Here is a 22,203-nt window from a genome sequence, read left to right on the forward strand (position 1 = left end):
CTAGCTGGACGTCGTGCAAATCGCTAAGCGATGCTGTGGAGGCGACCTAACATGGTAGCATGATCCTCCCCGACAGGTCATATATGAACGTTCAACTGATCGCTGCGCATTCAGCATTGACGCAAGGTCGTAAATCTGAGGCGGCCGACAAACTCATATCGGCAGTCACAGAAGATATTTCGTGCGGCATTCAGGCGTTCAGTCCGCTACTCAACCTCCTGCTGGAACTGGGTCGATACGAAGAGGGTGCGACGTGGGCCGCACGTGCGGTGGAAACAGCATCCAAAAACTATTCTTTTTGGAATCTCTACGGAGCCTTCTTGCGATTGAGCGGTCGCCGCCGCGAAGCTTTGAAGGTGTTCGATGCCGCGATAAAGCTGCGGCCCGGAGAACTCGCGGCTCACGTCAACAAGGGGCATACGCTCAACGATCTCGGCGAAGGCGCCAATGCGGAGATTATCTTCGCCAAAGCTATCCGGAAAGAGCCGCGCCTCTCGGAACTCCACCGCGGTCTCGCCAAGGCTCTTGCGCTCCAGCACAAGTTCAAGGAAGCTGATCGCCGCTTGCGCCAGGCTCTCGCGCTGAACAATAAGGATTGCGATTCCTGGCTCGACCTTTCGGCGGTTGCCTTCGAACGCGCCGATCTCGATGGGGCAATCGCGACGCTCAACCGCGGCTTGGCTGCGATACCCGACGACGGCCGTCTCGCTAAAGCAAAGGCTGTCATGCTTTGGAGTGCCGGCCGCGCCGGCGAGGCGGCAGCCTTCCTGACGGCCCTCTTGCCGCAACATGGCGATGCCGCTTGGCTACACCATGAACTCGGGAAATCGGTGGGCGCCATTAATCCGCAAGAGGCCACGGCTCACCATCGCCGCGCCATCCAACTATCGCCAAACAACGTTGAGTATCGTCTTTTTTTTGCAGAGCACCTCCTCAGATCCCCGGGCGACATCCAGGGAGAAGCTTTTGATTATGCATATAAAATACTGCTCGGCTGTCCTTCTAATGGAACGCAATCGGCTTCACAATGCCGGATCAGGTCGCAGATATTCAACCGTCTCGCCGATTTTGCTCGTGCATCGGACGTTGGGGATTTCCAGCAGCTCGGCCGGGTTTGGGCCAAGGCTGGGTTTCATACCGCCCTGCTCGATCATCTCTCGCGGGTGAAGTCTCGCGAAGATCGGAGGGAACTGATCCACCAGCATCGATTGTGGGGTGACCTCGTCGTGGAACGCGCAAAGCGCAATCCGATCACCCACCCTAGGACGCTTGCACCGAAGAACAAAAAAATCCGGTTGGGGATCATGTCTTCCGACCTTCGTGAGCATCCCGTTTCGTATTTTGCTTGGCCGCTGTTCGAACACGCTGATCGGGACCGATTCGAAATCTTTTGCTACTCCTTTTTCCGCGGCGATGAGCCGGGACGGATGCAGCGGCATATCGCATCCCATGTCGACGTCTTTCGCTGGAACCCGTTCATGAGTGACCGCGAGGCTGCGCAGATGATCGCTGATGATCAGCTCGACATCCTGTTCGAGCTAGGTGGCTCGACCCACATGAACAAGCTTGAGGTGATGGCTTGGAAGCCAGCCCCCATCTGCGCAAGCTGGCTCGGTTATCCGCATTCGGCTGGCCTGGACACGATCGACTATCTTCTCGTAGACCCTTTTCTCACACCGCCGGATCCGGACCTGCTGATAGAGCAGCCACTAATCATGCCTCGCAGTTGGGTTGCTATGAGCAGTCTGGCTTTTCCCGGAGATCATGTCATCGAGAGGCTGGCGCCGGTCGGCCGCAATGGCCACGTCACCTTCGGCACTGCTAGCAATCCCTATAAATATACCTCGTCGATGCTGTGCGCTTGGGCACGCATCGTGGCGCTCGTGCCAAATTCGCGCTTCATTTTTGTGAGGCCGGAAGCAGGTTCGAAGGTTTTCATCAGCAATGTACTAGCCGGCTTCGCTGCTGAAGGAGTTTCCCCCGATCGCATCGAGTTTCGCCCCGTCCGTGGCACTCACATGACGCATTATAACGATATCGACATAGCGCTCGACACCTTCCCGCAGACCGGCGGCACCACCACCTGCGAAGCCGCATGGATGGGGGTCCCCACAGTCACCCTTGTTGGGGAGGCCCTGTTCGAGCGGCTGAGCCATTCGATCCTGCAGAATACCGGCCTTGGCGATCTTTGCGCCAATACGACGGACGAGTTCATCGACATCGCCGTTCGGCTGGCCGGCGACACCGACCGTATCCAGTCGCTACGGATCGGCCTGCGCGATCAGATCAGGGCGAGCCCGCTGGGCCAGACCGAACAGTTCGCTCGGGATTTCTACGATCTCGTCCATCGCACCGTCGAGGCTCATGCCGGCAGCGCTCAGGATATCGTGTGATGTGCATTGCTATTCCCTCCCGTGCGATCCACCCGTAAGCGCGGCAAATCCGAGCGCTGAATGAGGACGGGAATGGATCCTAGGCTAGTCGCCGCCGACGACGCGATCAAACAAGGGCGTATTTCCCAAGCCGTCGATCTGATGGTCGGCGCGCTGAACGACGGGTGCGAAAGATCGCTCAGTCTGTACCGCGTCCTCCTGCGCAATCTGCTCACGCTGAAGCGTTTTAGCGACGGCGCCTTCTGGGCTGAGAAGGCAGTGGAATTCGAGCCGCGGAACTACGAGCTGCTCAATCTATATGGCATCTTTCTGCGGCGGTCTGGACGCCACCGGGACGCACTCCCTGTGCTCGATCAGGCGATTAAGCTCCAGCCAAACGACCCGGTCGCTCAGGTCAACAAGGGCAACATCCTCAACGACATGGCGGATGGCCCGGCCGCAGAAGCGATCTTCACCAAGCTGGTCCGAAGAAATCCCAAATCTGCGGAATATCAGCGTGCCCTGGCACGCGCGCTGCTCCACCAAAAGAAGCATGGGCCTGCGGCAATGCGGCTACGCCAGGCGATCAGTCTCAAGAAGGACGATGTCGATGCGTGGCTGGATCTCGCCGCCATGGCAAGCTCGCGGACCGAGAAAGCAGAAGCCCTTGCCACGCTGGATCGAGCGCTCAAGGCAGTGCCTGACGATCAGCGGCTCCTGCAGGCAAAGGCGGGCACCATGCGCCTGTTCAGCGACCACCGTGGAGCGGAAGCTTTTCTGCTTACCCTGATGCCGAAGTTCGGACACGCAGCCTGGCTCCACAACCAGATCGCCAAGACGGTCGCGGGCTTCGATCGCGAGAAAGCCAATATCCACCACCGCAAGGCGGTCGATCTCGAGCCTGCCAACTTCGAGTATCGCATGGCGCTGGCCGAAAGCATGGAGCGGACGCGCGGACCCGCAGAGGGCACCAATATCGATGAGGGCTACGCCGTGCTGAAGGGGAGCACGTTCCCGGAGCGACCGGGCAGCAGCGAAGCGAAGATCGCGATGGAGATCTTCAAGCGGGTCGCCGATTACGACGCCATCTTCCAGCTCGGCAGCTTCCAGGATCTTGGCCGAAGCTGGGCATTGACCGGCAATCATACCGCACTGCTGGGACAGATGCCGCGGGTGAAGAGCGCGGAGGATCGCGTCGAGCTGCTCCATCAGCACCGGMTATGGGGCGACACCGCCATAGAGCGTGCGCAGCTCGCGCCCATTACCTTTCCCCGGGATCCCAAGCCGACATCGAAGATCCGCATAGGCTTCATGTCATCCGATCTGCGCGATCACCCGGTCGCCTATTTCGCGCTGCCGCTGTTCGAAAACATCGATCGGGACCAGTTCGAGATCTATTGCTACTCCTTCTACCAGGGCGCCGCGGCCGGGCCGATCCAGCAGAAGCTTACCGGGCTAGTCGACGCCTTCCGCTGGCATCCCGACATCAGCGATCGCGACGCCGCGCAGATGATCGCCAACGACCAGCTCGACATGCTGTTCGAATTGGGCGGCGCGACGCATATGAACAAGATCGACGTCATGGCCTGGAAACCGGCCCGCATCACGGCGAGCTGGCTCGGCTATCCCCACTCGATCGGCCTGAGCACGATCGACTATCTGATGGTCGACCCGCATCTCTGCCCGCCCGATCGCAGCCTGCTGATTGAGCAGCCGCTGATCATGCCGCGTTCCTGGATCGCGATGAGCGACTATGCCTTCCCCGAAGGCCATGTGATCAATCCGGTCGCCCCGGTCCGCCGCAACGGGTTCATCACCTTCGGCACCGCGAACAACCCCTATAAATATGGGCCGGAGATGCTGCGCGTGTGGGCGCGAACGGTTGCGGCCGTGCCGAATTCGCGCTTCCTGTTCGTTAGGCCCGAAGGCGGGTCGCAGGCGTTCGTCCGCAATATCCGCGCGCGATTCGAGGCCGAGGGTATCTCCGCCGACCGGGTGCAGTTCAGCGCCGTGCGCGGCGCGCATATGCCGCATTACAACGACATCGACATAGCGCTCGACACCTTCCCGCAGACCGGGGGCACCACCACCTGCGAAGCCGCCTGGATGGGCGTGCCGACCGTCACCCTCGTCGGTCAGGCGTTGTTCGAGCGGCTCAGCTACTCGATCCTGCAGAATGCCGGCCTCGGCGATCTCTGCGCGGAGACATCGGAGCAGTTCGAAGATATCGCCACCTGTCTCGCTGCGGATCATGATCGCCTTCAGGCCCTGCGGACCGGGCTCCGCGCGCAGATCAAGGCTAGCCCGCTCGGCCAGACGCAGCAGTTCGCCAAGGATTTCTACGATCTCGTTGCCCGCACCGTGGGTTCGGAGTTGGGCGCTCAAGCCGCGGAAGGAATGATGTCCTTATCTTGACCCGTTCGTCCCGAGCGAAGTCGAGGGACAGTCCCAAGCCATGCGCGCGGTGTCTCGACTTCGCTCGACACGAACGGAGGAGTGGTGGGATCGGTCAAATGTCATGCTATCTTCAGCCGAGCCCCGACAGGTAGGCCTCGATCAACGGTAGCACCGGCCGCGCCGGGGCGCCCAAGGCAGCGAGGCGGGTGACCTCCAGGGTCTTTCCCGGTGCCGCTCCGTCGGTGCGGGTGAACGCGACGGCTCGGCCGTGCCGCGCGAACAGCTCGGCAATCTGCGCATTGGCGATCGTCTCGCCCCGCGCCACGTTGACGATCTCGTTCAGCGGGCTGTCGAGCAGCGCGTGGAGCGCGGTCGCGACGTCGGCGATGTGGATATAGTCGCGGGCGCCGGCCGGGCTGGAGTCGATCCGCACGCTGCGGTTCGCTGCCGCCGCGCGCAGCCAGTCCGACAGGAAGCCTTCGGCCCGCGCGTCCCACCCGAACACATAGGACAATCGCGCGACGACGCCGCGGCCGTCGGACCGGTGCAGCGCCAGATTCTCGCCCAGCAGCTTCGACAGCTCGTAGAGATGGGCGGGATCGGCGGCGTCGACCGATATGGGGCGATCCTCCCGGCCCAGCGCACCAGGCTGGCTGTCGTACAGCCGCGTCGAGGACAGATAGACGATCCGCTCGAACCGGGCGCTTTCGAGCAGCCGGGCGAACAGCACGACATGCGCCTCCACTGCCGCGAAGGGACGGGTGCGATAGTCGCCGGTCAGCCCGGCGCAGTAGAATATCCGGCCGAGATCGCGATCCCACAGCGCCGGATCATCGCGCGCCGGTACGAAGGGCTGGTGTCCCAGCGCCTGCAGGTGCCGAACGACCTGCGACCCGACGAAGCCGCTGCCGCCGATGACGGTATAGACGGTCATGCCGGCCGGCGCGTGCCGCGCCTGACGGCGGGGACACCGGCATAGAGCCCATAAGCCTCGATCGCGCCGCGCACCACGGACCCGGCAGCGATCACCGCCCCCTCGCCGATCACCGCGCCGTCGAGCACGACGACATTGGCGCCGAGCCAGACATCGTCGCCGATGACAATTCCGCCGCGGCTCGGCTGGAAACCCTGGTCGCGGATGCGGCGATCGGGATCGGCGAAAGCGTGGTTGGTCGGCGCCAGCGTGCAATTGGCCGCGATCAGCACGGCGTTGCCGATGCTGATGCCATTGCCGCTGTACAGGACCGTGCCCGAATTGATCGCGCAATCCTCGCCGATGATCACATCGCCGGTTCCGCCGGCCGGCTTAATCTTCACGAAGGAGTCGATCGTGGTGCGCGCGCCGATCACCACCTTCGATCCGCGCACCGACGGTTCGATGTCGGCCAGCTGCGATATCCGGGCGGTGGGGTCGATCGTCAGCATGGCGTCATCGCTCCGCATCGAAATCGGGATAGCCGGCATCCTGCCCGGATATCACCTCCGGCGCGGCGGGCCAGTCGATCGCGAAGGCCGGGTCGTTCCAGCGGACGCCACGGCCATGGCCGGGCTCGAACATCCGGTCGATCTGATAGAAGATGTCGGTCGCCGGCTCGAGCGTCAGGAAGCCGTGCGCGACACCTTCGGGGATCAGCAGCGCCCGGCCATTGTCGGCGGACAGTTCGGCCGCGGTCCAGCGCAGATAGCTGCTGCTGCCGGAGCGAAGATCGAGCGCCACGTCGAAGATCCGGCCGCGCACCACCCGCACCAGCTTCGCCTCGCCATAAGGCGCCGGCTGATAGTGCAGGCCGCGCAGCGTCCGCGCCGCGAAATTATGCGACAGGCTCGACTGGAGCGGCGTGAAGCCATAGCCCGCCGCCGCGAATTCGGCGGGGCAGAAGCTGCGCGCGAAATAGCCGCGCTCGTCGGCGATCGGCTCGAGATCGACGAGGGCAACGCCGTCGATGCCGGTCGCCGTGAAGCGCATCAGTCGAGGATCTCGACATGCGGCGTGGCGATGACGAACTTGCCACCCCAGTCGCGGATCACCGCCATCTGCTCCATGATCTCGCCCTTCAGGTTCCAGGGCAGGATGATCAGATAATCGGGCCGGATCCGCTCGACCTCGGACGGGGCGAGGATCGGGACATGGCTACCCGGCAGATAGCGCCCCTGCTTGTGGGGGCTGGCGTCGAACACGGCCTTGATCCGGGGAAATTTCACCCCGGCATAGTTGAGGAAGGTGTTGCCCTTCGCCGCCGCGCCATAGGCCGCCACGGACTTGCCCTGGCGTTCCGCCTCGCCGAGGAAGCGCAGGAAGCCGTCGCGCACCCCTGCGGCTCTCGTCGCAAATTGCTCATAGGGTACCCTGCTGCCCAGCCCCGCCTCTTCCTCGCGCGCGCGCAGGTCGAATAGCGCCAGCGTTTCCCGATGCGCCGACCCGGCATGCGCGCAGAACAGCCGCAGCGAGCCGCCATGGGTCGACAGCAGCCCGACATCGAACACCTTGAGACCGTTGGCCGCCAGCACTTTCTCGACCGCCAGCAGCGAAAGATAGGAGAAATGCTCATGGTAGATGGTGTCGAACTGGATCAGTTCGATCTGGGTGAGCAGGTGGGGGAATTCGAAGGTGAGCACGCCCTCGTCCTTCAGGACGATCGGAAAGCCGGCGACGAAGTCGGCGATGTCGGGAACATGGGCCAGCACATTATTGGCCGCGATCAAGTCCGCCCTGATGCCCCGCGCGGCAAGGTCCGCCGCCGTCGCTGCGTTGAAGAAGGATATCTCGGTCGGCACGCCGCGCTCGACCGCGGCCGCGGCGGTGTTCGCGGTCGGCTCGATCCCCAGCACCGGGATGCCCTTCTCGACGAAATGCTGCAGCAGATAGCCGTCATTGCTGGCGATCTCCATCACCAGCGAGTTCGCGTCGAGGCCGAGCCAGGGGGTCATCGCATCGGCATAGCGCTTGGCATGCGCCACCCAGCTCGCCGAATAGGAGGAGAAATAGGCATATTGATCGTCGAAGATCAGGTCGAACGCGACAGGATCGTCGACCTGGACGAGGAAGCACGCCTCGCAGACCCGCGCATGCAACGGATAATGGCGCTCGGTGCCGGCATCGAGCGTGGTCTGGCTGAGGTACGAGTTCGCCAGCGGCTGGTCGCCGAGATCGAGGAAATCGAGCGTCAACGGCGCGCGGCAGAAACGACAGGTGGCTATGGTCATCGAGACTCTTCGTAGCGGGAGATCTGTTCCTCGCACAGGGCGAGCGCGGCAGCGCCATCGGCGAGCCGGCGATACCAGTCAATCGTCCAGTCGACCGCGGCCGGCGCATCGAGCAGGCTGTCGAAGCCTAGCAGGCGCCGTGCAAGGCCGGTGTCGATGCCCAGCATGCGCGCTTCGATCGAGCCGGCATCGGGCTCGTGCCGCCACGCGCTCGACCCCATCGCGGCGGTTGCACGCATCGCGAGCTCGCCGACGGTCATCACCGGCCCGTCGGCACGGGGCCCAAAGTTCATCGCCCTCGGCAGCGCCGGATCGGTCGCGAGCCGCTCGGCATAGACGAGATAGCCGGCGACGCAGTCGAGCACATGCTGCCACGGCCGCGTCGCCTCCGGATGGCGCAGGACGGTGACCTCGCCAGCGCGCGCGGCGCGGACGATGTCGGCCATGATGCGGTCCCGCGAATAGTCGCCGCCGCCAATCACGTTGCCGCCGCGCGCGGTGGCCAGCGGTACGCCCGCCTGTTCGAAATAGCTCCGTGCGAAGCTGGCAGTGACGATCTCCGCCGCTGCCTTGGACGCCGAATAGGGATCCTTGCCGCCGAGCGCGTCGCCCTCGGCAAAGGCCCGGCCGGTCTCCGCGTTGGCATAGACCTTGTCCGACGTGATCACGAGGATCGCCCCGGGCGCGGGCCCGTTCCGCAGCGCGTCGAGCAGATGGGCCGTGCCCATGATGTTGGTCGCAAAGGTGGCGATCGGATCGCCGATCGACGCACGCACCAGCGCCTGTGCCGCCATGTGGAGAACGATATCGAAGCGCTCGTCCGCCAGCGCGGCGCTGACGGCATCCTTGCCGCGCAGGTCGACGACGCGGTGATCGACCAGATCCGCCACGCCGGCCAGCTCGAACAGGTTGGGACTCTCCTCGGGCGCCAGCGCGAGGCCCGTCACCCTGGCACCCATCCGCGCCAGCCAGATCGCCGCCCAGGCGCCCTTGAAGCCGGTGTGCCCGGTCAGCAGCACGCGCTTGCCCGACCAGTAATCCCGGCTCGGCCGCGTCATTCCCAGGATCGCCAGGGCGCGCGACCGTTCGACCAGAGCGTCTCCAGCTCGTTCTTGTCGCGCAGGGTGTCCATCGCCTTCCAGAAGCCGAGATGGCGATAGGCCATCAGCTGCCGATCGCGCGCCAACCCCTCCAGTGGTTCGGCCTCAAACGGCGTCGCGTCACCAGCGATGCGGCCGACCACTTCCGGCTGCAGCACGAAGAAGCCGCCATTGATCAGGCCATTGTCCCCCGGCGGCTTTTCGATGAAGCAGTCGACCTGATCGTCGCTGAGCGCGAGCGCGCCATAGCGGCCGGGAGGCGACACCGCCGTCACGGTCGCGTCGCGGCCATGCTGCCTGTGGAACGCCGCGAGCGCGGTCAGGTCCACATCGGCCACGCCATCGCCATAGGTGAAGAAGAACGGCTCACCGGGGGTCAGATAGGGCTCGACCCGCCTGAGCCGCCCGCCGGTCATCGTGTCGGTGCCGGTGTCGACCAGCGTCACCCGCCACGGCTCGTGGTTGGTCGCATGATATTCGACCGAACCCTTGCCAAGGTCGACGGTCAGGTCGGCATTGTGCAGCACATAGTTGGAGAAATACTCCTTGATGACATAGCCCTTGTAGCCGAGGCACACGACGAAATCGTTGAAGCCGTGCTGCGAGAACAGCTTCATGATGTGCCAGAGGATCGGCCGGCCGCCGATCTCGATCATCGGCTTGGGCTTGAGGTGGCTCTCCTCCGAGATGCGCGTGCCCAGCCCGCCGGCCAATATCACCGTCTTCATGGTCGGTCCCCCGTGGAGCTCGTCAGGCGATGCGCTTGACGAAGGCATCGGGCCAATAGGTCACGCGCTTGGCGACGGCGCCCTCGTTGAACGGGAAGGCTGGCTCCTCGATCACGAAGCGCGGGTCTTCGGCGACGAAGGCGTGCGCCGCCTGTTTCGGGTTGTTCCAGGTCCAGTCCGCCTCGGTACGCGGTCCGCCGGCGACCTGTTCCATGATGCCGTCGGTCGCGACGATATAGCTGCCGATTCCGACCAAGGGGGCATAGGCGCGCAACTCGTCGAGCACATGGCCCTTGCTGTGGTTCGAATCGAGCACCACCAGCACCGTTTCGCCGGGCTTCACCAGCGCCGCAGCCTGCGCAACGATCTCGGGCGCGGTCGACGATCCTTCGAGCAGTTCGATGCGTTTCTTCATCGGATGGGCCTCGATCGCGTCGCGATTATGCGGGCGGATCTCGATGTCGATGCCGACGACGCGCCCCTTGCCCATCGCCTCGAACAGTGACGCATAGAATATCAGCGAGCCGCCATGGGCAACCCCCGTCTCGATCAGCACATCGGGCTTGAGCGCCCAGATCACCTCCTGCAGGCGGATCATGTCTTCGGGCAGCTGGATGATCGGACGGCCCATCCAGGCGAAGCTGTAGACATATTTGGAATCCCAAGTCGCCCGCACCCAGGCGCGCGACGCCGCGTCGAAGCCCTCGGCGGTCGCAAGACTGTGGCGAACCTCGCTATCGCCATCGCGCACGATGACGATGCCCTGCTCCTCGTCGATGGTCGTGATCAAAACTCGGTCCTTCCAAATGTCGTCATGGCCACCCCATTATCCACACTTGCCGCTTTGATGAAGCAGTAAGCGCATCAGTGGCGGTCAACCGGATGCGACCTGGTCTATCACCGCCATCCACGCGGGCAGCCCGACGCCGCGGCTGTCGAAGCGGGAGACCGCGGTCTCCCGCGCGGCCCTGCGCATGGCGAGAAATGCCGCCGGCTCGCGCACGGCGCGCACCATCGCCGCGGTCAGTGCGCCGATATCGAAGAAGTCGTTGAGCACGCCATCGACGCCGTTCGTCACCGCATCCCGCACCGGCGCGACATCGGAACCTAGAATCAGGCACTCGCACGCCATCGCCTCTAGCAGCGACCAGGACATGATGAACGGATAGGTATAATAGACATGGGCCCAGGAGATCGACAGCGCGTCGATCATCCGGCTGTGCTCGACATAACCAAGGAAATGAACCCGGTCAGGATCGAGCCTGTCGCCGACCTCCGCGAGCATCCGATCCTTCCATTCCTGGCCATCGGGCAGCACCTGGCCGTAGGAAACCCCCTTTTCATCGCCGATCAGCACGACATGCGCGTCGGGACAGGCGGCGAGGAATTCCGGCAGCGCGCGCATGAAGACATGGAAACCGCGCAACCGCTCGAAGCGGCGATTGATGAAGGTAATGACCGGCGTGGATGCGTCAAGGCGGCGTCCGTTCGGGAGATCCAGCACCGCGTCGGGACGGCGGCGCGCGCGTCGGGTGTCGATGCCTTCGTGGATGATGTCGATCATCGGCTGGAAGACGGGCGGAAAGCTGTTGGCCTGAAAAGGCGTGGGGCAAACGATCCGGCTGCCGGTCGAGAAGGCCAGCGCCTGGGTCGCATTCTTGGCGTGGATGCGCAGGTTTTCACCGAAGTTCAGCGCGTCGAATTCCGGATCGAAATCGGTGTCGAGCCCCTTCGCCTGATAATAGAGCTCGCCCAGCAGGATCTGCGGCGCATCGGGGAAGACGCTGCGCAGATGCAGTGTCTCTCCCCATTGCGGGTGCGCAATCACGAGATCGGGAACGAAGCCCCGCTGCTTCAGCTCGGCGGCAGCACGCACTGCGGCGGTGCCACGAATCATATCCGCCTCCGCGCGCACGGCCTGATAGAATATATCCGGAGTCGATCCACGCCCGGCCTGCCAGCGCGCAAGCGGCACCCCGTCCATCGGCTTCGCCGTCGGCCCACCGATCGCGACCACCCTGTCGCCGCGCTCGAGGAGGGCTTTCGTGATATGGACGAACTGGCCGGGGAAGTTCTGGTGGATGATCAGGATGTTGCGGCTCGCCATGGACAGCCCGTTCCTCCACCAAGTCCGAAGCGCCATCGATGACCCTGCGTTAGCGGCGGACGGGGCGATTGACTAGGCCGGGCTTGCGTTAGAGCACCACCGCGAACCGCTGCTCGATTACCGTCTTTCCACCCCGCGTCACCACATAATGCGCGGCATAGCGCCCGGCCGGCCAGCCCGCTGCCGGCCGCTTCTTGCCAGCGAAGATCAGCCACTGCGCCTTGTTGCGATCAAGCGGCTGGGCGCGATTCTCCGACAATATGGTGCCGTCGGGCGCGGCGAGGCTGAGAATCTGGACGTCGCCGCCTTGCAGGCCGATCGCGCGGACGAAGGCGACGAGCGCGGGCGCATCCCGGCTCGGGCGCGGCAGCTGGTCGGCGCCATTCTCCTCGACCGCAGCCATCGCCACGGGTCCGGTCGCAAAGCCTGAATTGAGCACTTCCCCCGCCCAATACGCGTCGGCCAGTCCGGCAGACGGCGCCCACAGGTTGCGTCCGCCGCCGCACGCGCCGGGCTTCGCTCCATAAGCGAAGGGATCGATCGCCTTCCCCGCCTGGCGGACGATGAAATGAAGATGCGGGAACTCGGCGTCGCCGGACATGCCGACCTTGCCCAGCGGCGTGCCGGCCTTCACCGCCTGCCCCGGCTTCACCGCCAGGCTGCCGCGCAGCATGTGGCAATATTGGGTCTGCACGCCCGATCCGTTGTCGATCACCACGCCGTTGCCGCACTCCCGGCCGGCGACCGAGGCCGGGCCGGCGATCTTCACCGATATGTCGGGCATGCCGTCCCGCAGGCTGAGCACCGTACCGTCCGCGGCCGCCAGCACGGCGACGCCGCGGCGGGCATCGGCCATGCTCCTGATCCGAAAATCGGTGCCGTCATGCTTGTCATAGGTGCGGGCGCCGCAATGATAGTCGCCTATGCCGGGCGTCGGGTCGATATCGACATAATGCTGGATCGCGCAGTTCTGGCCGATCCTGCAGGCGATCGGCAGGGCCAGCTGCGGGAGATCGCCATCGGCTGCGAGCAGGAAAGGCAGCGCACCAAGAGGCAGCAGGCCGAGCCTCATGTCACCGGCCTGCCCGCCGGCATTCGCGTCGATGCGCCCGGCTATCGCCGCAGCGCCTCGAGCCGATCGACCAGCGCAGAAGCGGTGGCGGCGACACTGCGCTTGTCCCAGACATAGGCCTGCGCAGCGAGCGCACGGCGCGCGGCTTCCCCGCGATCGTCCAGCACCGCGCGCAGCGCATCGAGCCAGCCCGCCGCATCGACGAACAGCGCATGCCGGCCGAGCAGCGGATCGGCACGATAGGCGGGGCCATCGCTGAGCAGCGGGAGGATGGCGAGCGCGGCATAGTCCAGAGCCTTAATGTCCGACTTGCAGCGATTGAACGCATTGTCGGCGAGCGGAGCCAGACCCAGGTCGAACGGTCCCTGCGCCCGCAGCCAGCGCACGAAGCGGGGATAGCTGACATCCTCCGCCGATGGCACCAGCCGGTGCAGCCAGGGCGCCGACGCCAGATCGGGATCGATGCCGATGACGGTCAGGTCGAAGGCATCGCCGCGCTCGGCATGCAGCGCGTCGAGCGCCGGGCGGATCATGGCGAAATCCGCGCCATGGGTGTGCGTGCCCATATAGACCATGCGGACCTTGTCGCCCGAGAAGGGGGCGGGCCGCTGAGCCCGCCAGTCGCGCCACAGCCGGGGATCGAGCGCATTGGCGACGATCGCGCTGCGCGGCGTCAGCCGGGCATAGGCCTGGGCGAGCTCGAGCGTCGAGAACCATGTTTCCGCCGACGCCGCGATCACGCGATCGAGGGCCGCATTGAGTGGGCGATACAGGCCGTGCTCGGGATGGTCCGCATCGATAAGGGTGAAGGCGTCGTCCACATCGGCCACCAGCGCCGCGCCGAGTTCGCCCAGCCGCCGCACCACGGCGTCGACCGCGGCGACCGACGGCAATGCGGTGCGCTGGACGATGCAGACGTCGCAGTCCGGAACCGGATCTTCGGGCGCGCCCAGGGTCAGGCGCACGCGCTGCGCGACGCTCTCGTCGGTCAGCGGCGCGACCAGGCGGATATAGGCCGAGCTCTGCGGTCCGATCGTGCTGTGCCGGGCGACGACATGGACCCGCAGCCGATCGTCGAAGTCGGGCGCGGGCGGCGGGAATGGCGACGGCAGGCCGAGGATCGCGAAGGCGTCGCCGACGAAGCTGCGGGCGCGCGCATCGAAGCCATGCTCTTCATGGACATAGGCGGCCGCAAGCTGCGCCGCCTTCGGATCGTGCGGCCGTGCGAGCATCTCGTCGACCGCCGCCGCCAGCTCGGCCGGGCCGGAGACCTGCGCCACCGCATCACCGAACACGGATGCCATCGACGGCACCGGATCGGAAACCACCCTGCCCCCGCTGCCGACGGCATCGAACAGCCGGTTCGAAAGCAGCCCGAAGGCGCGCATCGATGGCCAATGGTCGTTCAGCACCACGCCCGCCGATGCGTAGAGTGCGCCGAGATCGCGATTGTCGATATTCTTCGCCCGCACCAGTCCGGGCGGCACGCGCCCTTCCCAGCCATCGCCATAGATGACGGGCGGCCTGCCGGCCTCGATCGCCCAGCGGACGATGTCGCGCTCGACTCCGCGCGAATTGCCGACGAACACCACATCCGGCGCGGGCGGGGCATCGCGGGGGTGGAAGCGCTCGGGATCGGTCGCCTGCAGCATCGCCGCGACCGGCGGCCGGACGACATGCGCGAGCAGCGCCGCGTGGGATTCCGACGCGGCATAGACCCGGCTGTAGCGGTCATATTCGTCGAAGCCGACCTGGTCGGGATGGCTGATGTTCCACAGGAAGGCCATCTGGCCGGCGCGCGGCTCATAGCCGATCAACCCGCGCAGCACGATCACCAGATCCTCGCTGGCGATGGGATGACCATGCCAGCCGCCGCGGAAGTCGATCCGCGCGCGGTGACCGAGCCGCTCGATCGCCGCCGCCAGGCTCTCCGCGAAATGATAATCGCCCCACGCCGCCTTCTCGTCCTCGGGCGCGGCGATCTTGATCGCGACGTTGAGCTTCAGCTGCGCCGCCAGTGCGTGCGCGTCGCGCCCGGTCGGCAGCCCCAGCTTGTTCTTGACGCGGACCAGTGCCTGGAAGGCAGCAGGCTCGCTCACCGTGATCCGGCCCCGGTCGCTCTTGGCGTCGTGATATTCGCTGCCGACGAACGGCGCATAGCCGACCGGCCGGCCCTTGCCGTAGCGCAGGATCAGGTCCCAATCGACCATCCGCCGCAGATTGCGATCGAACAGGCCGAGCTGGTCGACCAGTGCCCTGCGATGGCAGAAGGCGTTGAGGTCGACATAATTCTCGGCGAGGCAGGCTTCCCAGTCGAAGTCGTCGCCGCGATAGCCGGTCAGCTGGTTGAGCTCGTCGCGCAGCGCGATCCCCGAATAGGCGACGTCCAGGCGCTGCGACGTCATGAACAGCGCCATTACGTCGAGGAACCAGCTCTTCCAGCTGTTGTCGCTGTCGAGATAAGCGACGATCTCGCCGGCCGCGGCCTCAAGACCAAGGTTGCGAGCGGCGCTGACGCCGCCATGGGCGCCCTTGATGACGCGCACGCGCGGATCGCTGGCGAAGGCGGCGGCGATCTCGGCAGTACCGTCGGTCGAGCCATCGTCGACCACCAGCAGTTCTAAATGCCGATGGCTCTGCGCGAGCACCGAGCGAATGGCGGCGGCAATGCGGTCGGCCCGGTTATAGGCGGGCATGACGACGCTGATCAGCGTCTCGTCGGCGTCGCGCCGTACCGTTTCGGGCAGGCCGGTCATCTCGCGCAGGAAGGCTTCTTCTCGGGCGATGTCGAAATGCCGGTAGAAGCGCCGCGGCCGCTCGTCGGACGTCTCGTAGCGCGGCCGGCTGACCGGGATCGCCAGCCTGCCCTCGGCCGCGCCGATCTCCAGGAAATGCTGCAGCGGATCGCCTGCAACATCGTCATAGCTCTTGCGGTAGAAGACACCGTCGAACAGCGGCCCGGTCGAGCGGCCCTCGGCCGCGCCATGATGGATATAATGGCGGAGCGGATGCATGCCCGCCGCATGCACGTCGGCGTGGATGCTGTTGTACCAGCTGCTCGAGAAATAGAGGTTGGGATCGAGCGCGTCGGCCTCGCGGCCACGGCGGATATAGTCGATCAGCGGATTGTGGGTCGCGATCAGCGCCGACAGATCGGCATCGGGCGGCCCGACGCCCAGCCCCGCCGCATCGACGAGGGTCTGGATCACCGGCTCGTGCGACGGTGTGCCCGGCGCCTGGACGAGTTCGATGCAGCCATCCTCGACCAGCCCGATCTTGCCACCCAGCCCAAGTGGAGCGAGGCCGAACAGCCGTTCCACCGCGTGGCCGAGCGCGCCGTCGCGCTGCTGGCTGATCGTCCCGGCCTCGCCGAAATCGGCCAGCGCAGCGACTTTCTCCAGCAGCGTGCGGCGCGCCCAGAAGAAGGTGCCGGCGAAGAAGCCCCAGTCGGCAGGCGGATAGGCCGGCGCCACGAGGCGCGGCGCCAGATCCGACAGCAGCTCGGCATTGCGGAACAGGTGGCTCGCCACCGACTTGTAGAGCGGCTTCGGTCCGAGCAGCGAGAGATCGGGATGCGCGGCGAATGCGGCAACGACGTCGTCGACCAGCGCCGGCGACGCGATCATGCCGTCATAGGCAAGCTGGCGCCACTCGGGCGCATAGCCCGATCCGCCCTTCTTCGTGTGCAGCTTGCCGATCAGGTCATAGCCGCGCTCGGCCAGCATCGGCAGCAGCTCGAACAGCGGGCCGATGTCCCACCCGCGGTTGCCGACTGCGACCAGCTCCGCCTTGCGCGGCAGCCGGTCGAGTGCGGCCAGCACGCTCTCGTCGAGGACGACGCTATGGGTGACGAAGATATCGACCGCTGCGCCCAGCGCCGCGACCCGATCGATCAGCTCGACCGCCACCTCCGGATAGAAGAGGTGCAGGACCAGCGCGGCCTTCATCGCCCGCCTCCCGCCGCGAGCCGCCGCGCCATCTGCCGCGCGTAGAAGCCAGTGTCGAACAGCGGGTGCGGATTATCGCCCCTGGCCGCGCCTATCGTCAGATAATGCTCGATCGGGTCGAGCCCGCTGCTCGCCGCGTCGGGATAGCTGGCGAGATACCAGGCCTCGTCGAACAGCCCGCTGTCGCGGATCATCGCCACCGCCTCGGCATGCGGCGGGGTCGGCGCGGGCATCGACTGCGGTGGGGGCGTGACGTTATGCGGCTCGGCGGGCGTGGCGGGGATCTCCGCGGCACCCGTTCGGCGGTGGCGCAACTCGTCATGTATGATGTCGTCGGCAAGCCACGGAACCGCATCGAGCCGCGCATAGGCGGCGTCGAGCGCTGCGCGAGCCGTCTCGTCGTCGCGGTCGAGCATGGCCTCCAGCCCATGCCGCACCGCCTCGACGATAGCGCCAAGGGGCTGCTCCAGGTTCGACGCTGCATCGCCATGGTGGCGCAGCGCCGGATCGAGGAAATTGTCGATCGCCTCCGCCGTTTCGCCCTCCGGCATCTCACCGCCGGTCAGCGGCAGCAGCCGGCGAGCGGCATCACGCCAGTCGCCGAGCATCGCGTCGAAGTCTATCACCGTGCGCATGAGGCTGCGGCTGGCGCGCTCGGCCTCCATCATGTGCCGCAGCCACAGGAGATGCGCGAAGGCCGAGCTGGTGCCGTCGCGGCTGGCGATCGACCGGGCGACCGCAGCCGGGTTGCGCAGCATCAGCACCGCGCGCGCGGCGATGCCATGCTCGGCCAAGGTCTCGACGATGGTCGGCACGAACCGGCACTGGCGCGGATCCTTGATCGCCATCAGCCGCGCGTCGCCGAACGCGGCCGTCACGGCCTCCCAGATCCGGTCCTTGCGCGAGCGTAGCGCCGAAGCATCGAGCCTGGAGAGATCGAGCGGACGCGGATCGAACCAGCTGGAACGGGCGACCCGCAAAAGCTGGTCGTCGGCCTTCACGATGGCCTCCGACTCCCAATAGCCGCGCGCATTGTCGGCGTGCGCGTCGATCGCATCGGCAGGCAGCGCCGCGCCGAGATGGCCGATCAGCCGCGCGAGCGCCGAAGTACCGCTGCGATGCATGCCGAGCACCAGGATCGCGGTGCGCGCTTGGCTGTTGTCGGGCCGCCCCAATCTCGTCTCCGTTGCCGTCGCGGCGACGGTTAGCGGCTATGGCCGGACCGGGGAAGACTATTCGTCGGGCGCGTCCAGCATGGCTTCGTCGCACATGACCTCGACCCATCGCCGCGCGGCGGCCACGGTCGCATCGGGCGCTTCCGCCTTTAAAGTCGCCGGTGCCGGCGCCTCTATGCCGGCGGCGTGGCGCAGGAACACCGACATGACGTGCGCCACCCCTTCCTCGGTCACGTTGCGCAGGTCCTCGGCGAAGTAGCGCGCACCCGCGGGAGCGCCGGTGATGATCTCATAGGAGGGGAAGTAGAAGACGCCGGGATGGTCCTCGGCGATCTCCTGCGCCGCGGCCCGGAGCACCGACTTCGAATAGGTGGTCGCGGCGAGCACATGGTTGCCGCTCGCCGTCGCCGCCAGCGGCACCGGCGAGACGGTGAGGATGATGCGCGCACCCGGATTGACGCCGCGAAGCCGCGCGATGAAGGCGGCGAGATCGCTCACGACCTCGCCCGTCCGGAAATTGTGGAAGCGGTGGCGGCCGGCGTCGAACACCCCGCCCGACACGCCGGGACAAAGCGGAAACACCGCTCCGTCGACTGTCGACACCCATCCTTCGGTCAGCCCCAGGGTGAAGACGAAGACGTCGAGCGTCTCGAACATCTCCCGGACGCGGGACAGGTGATGGGTACGATCGGCGCGCAGTTCGGCCTCGCTCGCGAAGCCGCCCGGCTCGATGGTCGGGCGAAACGGGTCGACCACCCCACTGCCGTCGGGCGCGGGCCAGATATCCTCGGCCGGGGTGAAGGCGCCATAGGCCCGGTCGAACAGCTGGAGCAGCTGCCGGGCAGTGTAAATGTTGCCGTAGCGCGCGCTGTACAGGCCATAGCCGTGGCGCTCCGCGACATGCGGCGGCACGATCGGGTGCGCGCTCTCTGTGACCAGGAAATCGAAGCCGCTGTTCTTCAGGTGGCGGGCGATGTTCTGCGCAAAGCAGCTTCCCGCGGTCGCGACCTTGTCCTCGCGGGCGAGGGTGAGGAAAGCGCCCGCGACCGGATCGATCGCCGGGCCTTTGCCAGCCACCGAGCGGCGCCAGAACGCCGTGGCGGGCATGTCGCGATAGGGATGGGACGTCACATCGCCTCCAATCCGCGGATCACCGCTTCGCCATAGGCGGCATTGCCATGGGTCGCATCACCGGCAAGATGCGGCAGCAGGAAGCCGTTGTCATCCTGCGTCTCGCGCGGAACGGGCAGGAAGCCCAGCCCCAGTTCGGCGCAATAGCCGGCGATGATGCGCGAATGGAGCCGCCATATCTTGTAGCGCAATCCCGGCGAAGCGACGCCCAGCGCCGCGATGCCGCGATCCTTGAAATAGGCATCGGCCTGTGCGGCGATAGCGGCGCTGTCGGCCAATGGCGGTGGGGACTCGAGCTGGATGGCAGCGCCGGCCACCCGCCTTATCGCACGCAGCCGGGCTCGATCGCGCGCCAGTCCGTTCTCCAGGGCAGCGCGGACCAGCGCCTCCGAAAGAGGCTCGGCTTCGGGATCGAGCGGCGGCCCGTCCTCGCCGGACAGCAGGAAGTCATAAGGTCGGGGGTGGCGAATGAGCGCGAAGCCGTTGTGGACATTGCCGCCGCTGGCCGATGCGACCAGCGGGTCGTGCCGCGTGATCTGATCGCCGATTGCCTCCGCCAGCGCGGGAGCGAACCTGGCCTCGTCGCCGTCGCCGACCAGTTCGGGCGCATATTGCGGTTCGATCGTGTGGATCACGCGGGTCCGCAGCCGCTCGGGATCGGCCTCGCGCCGTATCTTCGCCGCCGCTCTTATCGCCGCGACATGGCTCTGGCCTATGACGAGGATGGCCCGGCTCATGGCACGACGGTGGCCCCGCCGAGGACATGGTCGCTATCGAACGGCAAGATCGCGATCTCTACCGACGACGCACCGGCCGCGGCGGCACGCAGCCGCTCGCGCGGCACCGCCAACGAGAAGCCATGCCGTCCGTCACCAAAGCCGTGCGGCACCAGATCAGGCCGATCGCGATCGGCGACCGCCACGCCGAGCGCCTCCCGCCCCAGCCGCGCCTCGATGGCGAGCTGCGCTGCGGGAAAGGCGCGGGCATGCGCCCAGCCTTCGAAGATCACCGTGTCGCCGTCGGCGCGGACGTCATCGAGGCAGCCATCCACCGCCGGCCGCGGGAAGGCCGACATTCGAGGCGCGAGGGCCGGACCGCCGACCTTCGCCGGTTGTACCATCCCGCTCTCCTGGAACATCGCCACCACCAGGCCCAGCATGCTGATCCCGTCGAAATAGTCCAGCCGCCGATTGCGCAGCCGATCGAGCACGGCGTCGCGATCGACCGATTGCCATAGCGCCAGATCGCCTTGCGCCTCGATCGTCGCGACCAGTGCGGCACGGATTGCGGGATTGTGGTTGATCGAGAATTGCCAGTTGCCGAACACCGGCGGCGCCCCCGCGCCCGGCAGGACAGGATCGGTCTGCGGCGCGTCCGGGCCCAGCCGCGCATCCCAGCGCTGCAACGCAAAGGGCAGCGCCAGCAATTCCGGGGCGCAACGCTCGATGATCCGATAATGGAGGAGCTCGATCTTGCGCTCCTCTGGCGTCAGCCGGAAGGCGAGCCGCAGCAGCGCCGGCGCGCCGAGCGGCACCACCGGCTGGCGCTCGAACGATTTGATCGCCCGGATCGCCCCGAGCCAATTGGGTATGCGATTGCGGTAGTAGAAGAGGTCGGGAAGATCCGCCTCGGACGCGCCGTTGCGCCGTGACTGTTCCATCTGTCCGGCAAGCTGCACCGCAAGCGCCTCGCGCGCCTCGGCCCGTAATATGCCCATCGGATCGAACGGCGCCTGCAGCCGCACCATCGCGATCGGATCGAGCCCTTCTGCCGGCAGCGGCTTCTTCGAATAGGCCTTGAGCACTTCGCCCATATGACCGGTGATCAGCGTCTCGGTGGCGATCCGCTCGCCGAGGATCAGGTCCCAGCCGCCAATCATGCCGTCGGTTTGCCAGCTCTGCGCCATCAGCTTGTGGAAGAAGCGCTCGTCCGTCCAGTGCGCCGGTTCATCGCTGCCATGCGGCGGCTCGCGCCGATGGGGAAGGCCCAGCGCCGCGGCGATGCCCGCGCCGGCAATCACGTCGGGATGCCCTGCATAGCCTCGGGTGAACAGCCGCAGCCTATCTTTGAGACCGCTCGCCAGGCACAAGGCGAGGATCACCCGGCTGTCCTTGCCGCCGGTAATCGGCAGGTCGATCGGCCCGTCCGCGGCGATGCCGAGCTGGATCGCCGCCTGGGCCTGGGCGATCCCCTCGCCGAGCATGGCATCGAGCGCCGGTGACCAGCCGCGCCCCTCCTCGAAGCGGACGATCGGAGATGCTGACGGATGGCTGGCCATGCCGTCCGGCCCGAAGCTCAACAGCTGCTCCTGCGCGAGCTGCGTCACCGCGCGATAGGCGGTGGCGGTGCCGACGCGATAACCGATCGCGGCGAGCCAGGTCAGGCCTGACGGATCCGCCATTCGGTCGCCGAGCACTGCCGCTACCAGCCCGGCGCGATTGGCCAGCACCGGCGTTTCGGCGGGTCCATGGAACAGCTGATGAAGTCCCGCCTGATCGGAGAAGGCGGTGAGCGTTCCGTCGGGATGCAGCCGCGCTACGGCATATTCCCCGGCGATGTCGTCAGGCCATGGCGCGCCGGGATGATCGAGCAACTGTGCCACCGCCGCGGCATCGAGCAGCATCGGCCGTCCCGAAACGATACGCCAGATCAAGCCATGGATGACACACACACCCTCACCGGGCTGCTGCCATAGCTGCTGGGCGGCCGAGTAGAAGTGCGTGCGAGTCGCGAAGGTGGCGAAATGCCAGCGGCCCAAAGCCGTTTCGACCTCGCCTCCGACGGTCGATTCGGGGGCGACATGGACCTCGCGCAGCAGCAGTGAATGAAGATCACCAGCCGTGAGGCCGGAAGCAGCCGGTTCCCGCCAGAAGACAAATGAAGCCATCGCCAATGCCTTAGCAGCGGGTATCGGACGAATCGAGCGGGGCGCGGAAATCCGCCAGTTCTCCAGAATCGAATAACCCGGCT

The 22,203-nt window shown here is 66.0% G+C and carries 16 protein-coding genes; 2 read left to right on the plus strand and 14 right to left on the minus strand.

Annotated features, from left to right (window positions below):
* Positions 1–83 precede the first annotated feature (83 nt).
* Together AC1DPF_RS09885 and AC1DPF_RS09890 are read left to right on the plus strand one after the other, a co-directional pair.
* On the plus strand, positions 84–2,393 hold the full coding sequence (locus AC1DPF_RS09885) for an O-linked N-acetylglucosamine transferase, SPINDLY family protein (protein WP_477961009.1): 2,310 nt from the start codon (positions 84–86) through the stop codon (positions 2,391–2,393).
* A gap of 72 nt (positions 2,394–2,465) precedes the next feature.
* Complete coding sequence (locus AC1DPF_RS09890; protein WP_477961011.1) at positions 2,466–4,787, plus strand: O-linked N-acetylglucosamine transferase, SPINDLY family protein; 2,322 nt, start codon at positions 2,466–2,468, stop codon at positions 4,785–4,787.
* A 112-nt stretch (positions 4,788–4,899) separates the two neighbouring features.
* Here the strand turns inward: AC1DPF_RS09890 and AC1DPF_RS09895 are convergent, their stop codons facing one another.
* The 14 genes from AC1DPF_RS09895 to AC1DPF_RS09960 all read right to left on the minus strand — a co-directional run bounded on the left by AC1DPF_RS09895 (position 4,900) and on the right by AC1DPF_RS09960 (position 22,120).
* On the minus strand, positions 4,900–5,703 hold the full coding sequence (locus tag AC1DPF_RS09895; RefSeq protein WP_477961013.1) for an NAD-dependent epimerase/dehydratase family protein: 804 nt from the start codon (positions 5,701–5,703) through the stop codon (positions 4,900–4,902).
* The gene (locus tag AC1DPF_RS09900; protein WP_477961015.1) at positions 5,700–6,194 is read right to left on the minus strand and encodes an acyltransferase; all 495 of its coding nucleotides are present in this window, start codon (positions 6,192–6,194) and stop codon (positions 5,700–5,702) included. The genes AC1DPF_RS09895 and AC1DPF_RS09900 overlap by 4 nt, the downstream gene beginning before the upstream one ends.
* A gap of 4 nt (positions 6,195–6,198) precedes the next feature.
* On the minus strand, positions 6,199–6,735 hold the full coding sequence (locus AC1DPF_RS09905; protein WP_477961017.1) for a dTDP-4-dehydrorhamnose 3,5-epimerase family protein: 537 nt from the start codon (positions 6,733–6,735) through the stop codon (positions 6,199–6,201).
* Complete coding sequence (locus AC1DPF_RS09910) at positions 6,735–7,973, minus strand: methyltransferase domain-containing protein (protein ID WP_477869554.1); 1,239 nt, start codon at positions 7,971–7,973, stop codon at positions 6,735–6,737. The genes AC1DPF_RS09905 and AC1DPF_RS09910 overlap by 1 nt, the downstream gene beginning before the upstream one ends.
* Positions 7,970–9,031 carry a CDP-glucose 4,6-dehydratase gene (gene rfbG, locus AC1DPF_RS09915; protein ID WP_477869552.1) on the minus strand — a complete coding sequence of 354 codons (1,062 nt, stop codon included), beginning with the start codon at positions 9,029–9,031 and terminating at the stop codon, positions 7,970–7,972. Before rfbG ends, AC1DPF_RS09910 begins: the two co-directional genes overlap by 4 nt.
* Positions 9,028–9,801: a glucose-1-phosphate cytidylyltransferase gene (gene rfbF / locus AC1DPF_RS09920; RefSeq protein WP_477869550.1), complete on the minus strand. Its 774-nt coding sequence runs from the start codon at positions 9,799–9,801 to the stop codon at positions 9,028–9,030. The genes rfbG and rfbF overlap by 4 nt, the downstream gene beginning before the upstream one ends.
* A 22-nt stretch (positions 9,802–9,823) precedes the next feature.
* Positions 9,824–10,591, minus strand: coding sequence for a cephalosporin hydroxylase family protein (locus tag AC1DPF_RS09925; protein ID WP_477869548.1), 768 nt, complete (start codon positions 10,589–10,591; stop codon positions 9,824–9,826).
* Positions 10,592–10,675: 84 nt separating this feature from the next.
* The gene (locus AC1DPF_RS09930; RefSeq protein WP_477961019.1) at positions 10,676–11,908 is read right to left on the minus strand and encodes a glycosyltransferase; all 1,233 of its coding nucleotides are present in this window, start codon (positions 11,906–11,908) and stop codon (positions 10,676–10,678) included.
* Positions 11,909–11,996: 88 nt separating this feature from the next.
* Positions 11,997–12,980, minus strand: coding sequence for a M23 family metallopeptidase (locus AC1DPF_RS09935; protein ID WP_477961021.1), 984 nt, complete (start codon positions 12,978–12,980; stop codon positions 11,997–11,999).
* Positions 12,981–13,021: 41 nt separating this feature from the next.
* Positions 13,022–16,927 (minus strand): glycosyltransferase, encoded by a 3,906-nt coding sequence (locus AC1DPF_RS09940; RefSeq protein ID WP_477961023.1) that lies wholly within the window; start codon positions 16,925–16,927, stop codon positions 13,022–13,024.
* A complete protein-coding gene (locus AC1DPF_RS09945; RefSeq protein WP_477961025.1) occupies positions 16,924–18,102 on the minus strand; it encodes a sulfotransferase family protein in 1,179 nt (392 codons plus the stop codon). The genes AC1DPF_RS09940 and AC1DPF_RS09945 overlap by 4 nt, the downstream gene beginning before the upstream one ends.
* A 57-nt stretch (positions 18,103–18,159) precedes the next feature.
* Complete coding sequence (locus AC1DPF_RS09950; RefSeq protein WP_477961027.1) at positions 18,160–19,209, minus strand: GSCFA domain-containing protein; 1,050 nt, start codon at positions 19,207–19,209, stop codon at positions 18,160–18,162.
* Positions 19,210–19,229: 20 nt separating this feature from the next.
* Positions 19,230–19,970 carry a hypothetical protein gene (locus AC1DPF_RS09955; RefSeq protein WP_477961029.1) on the minus strand — a complete coding sequence of 247 codons (741 nt, stop codon included), beginning with the start codon at positions 19,968–19,970 and terminating at the stop codon, positions 19,230–19,232.
* The gene (locus AC1DPF_RS09960; protein ID WP_477961031.1) at positions 19,967–22,120 is read right to left on the minus strand and encodes a hypothetical protein; all 2,154 of its coding nucleotides are present in this window, start codon (positions 22,118–22,120) and stop codon (positions 19,967–19,969) included. Before AC1DPF_RS09960 ends, AC1DPF_RS09955 begins: the two co-directional genes overlap by 4 nt.
* Positions 22,121–22,203: the final 83 nt, after the last annotated feature.

The sequence above is a fragment of the Rhizorhabdus sp. P4_G6 genome, from assembly GCF_056401045.1.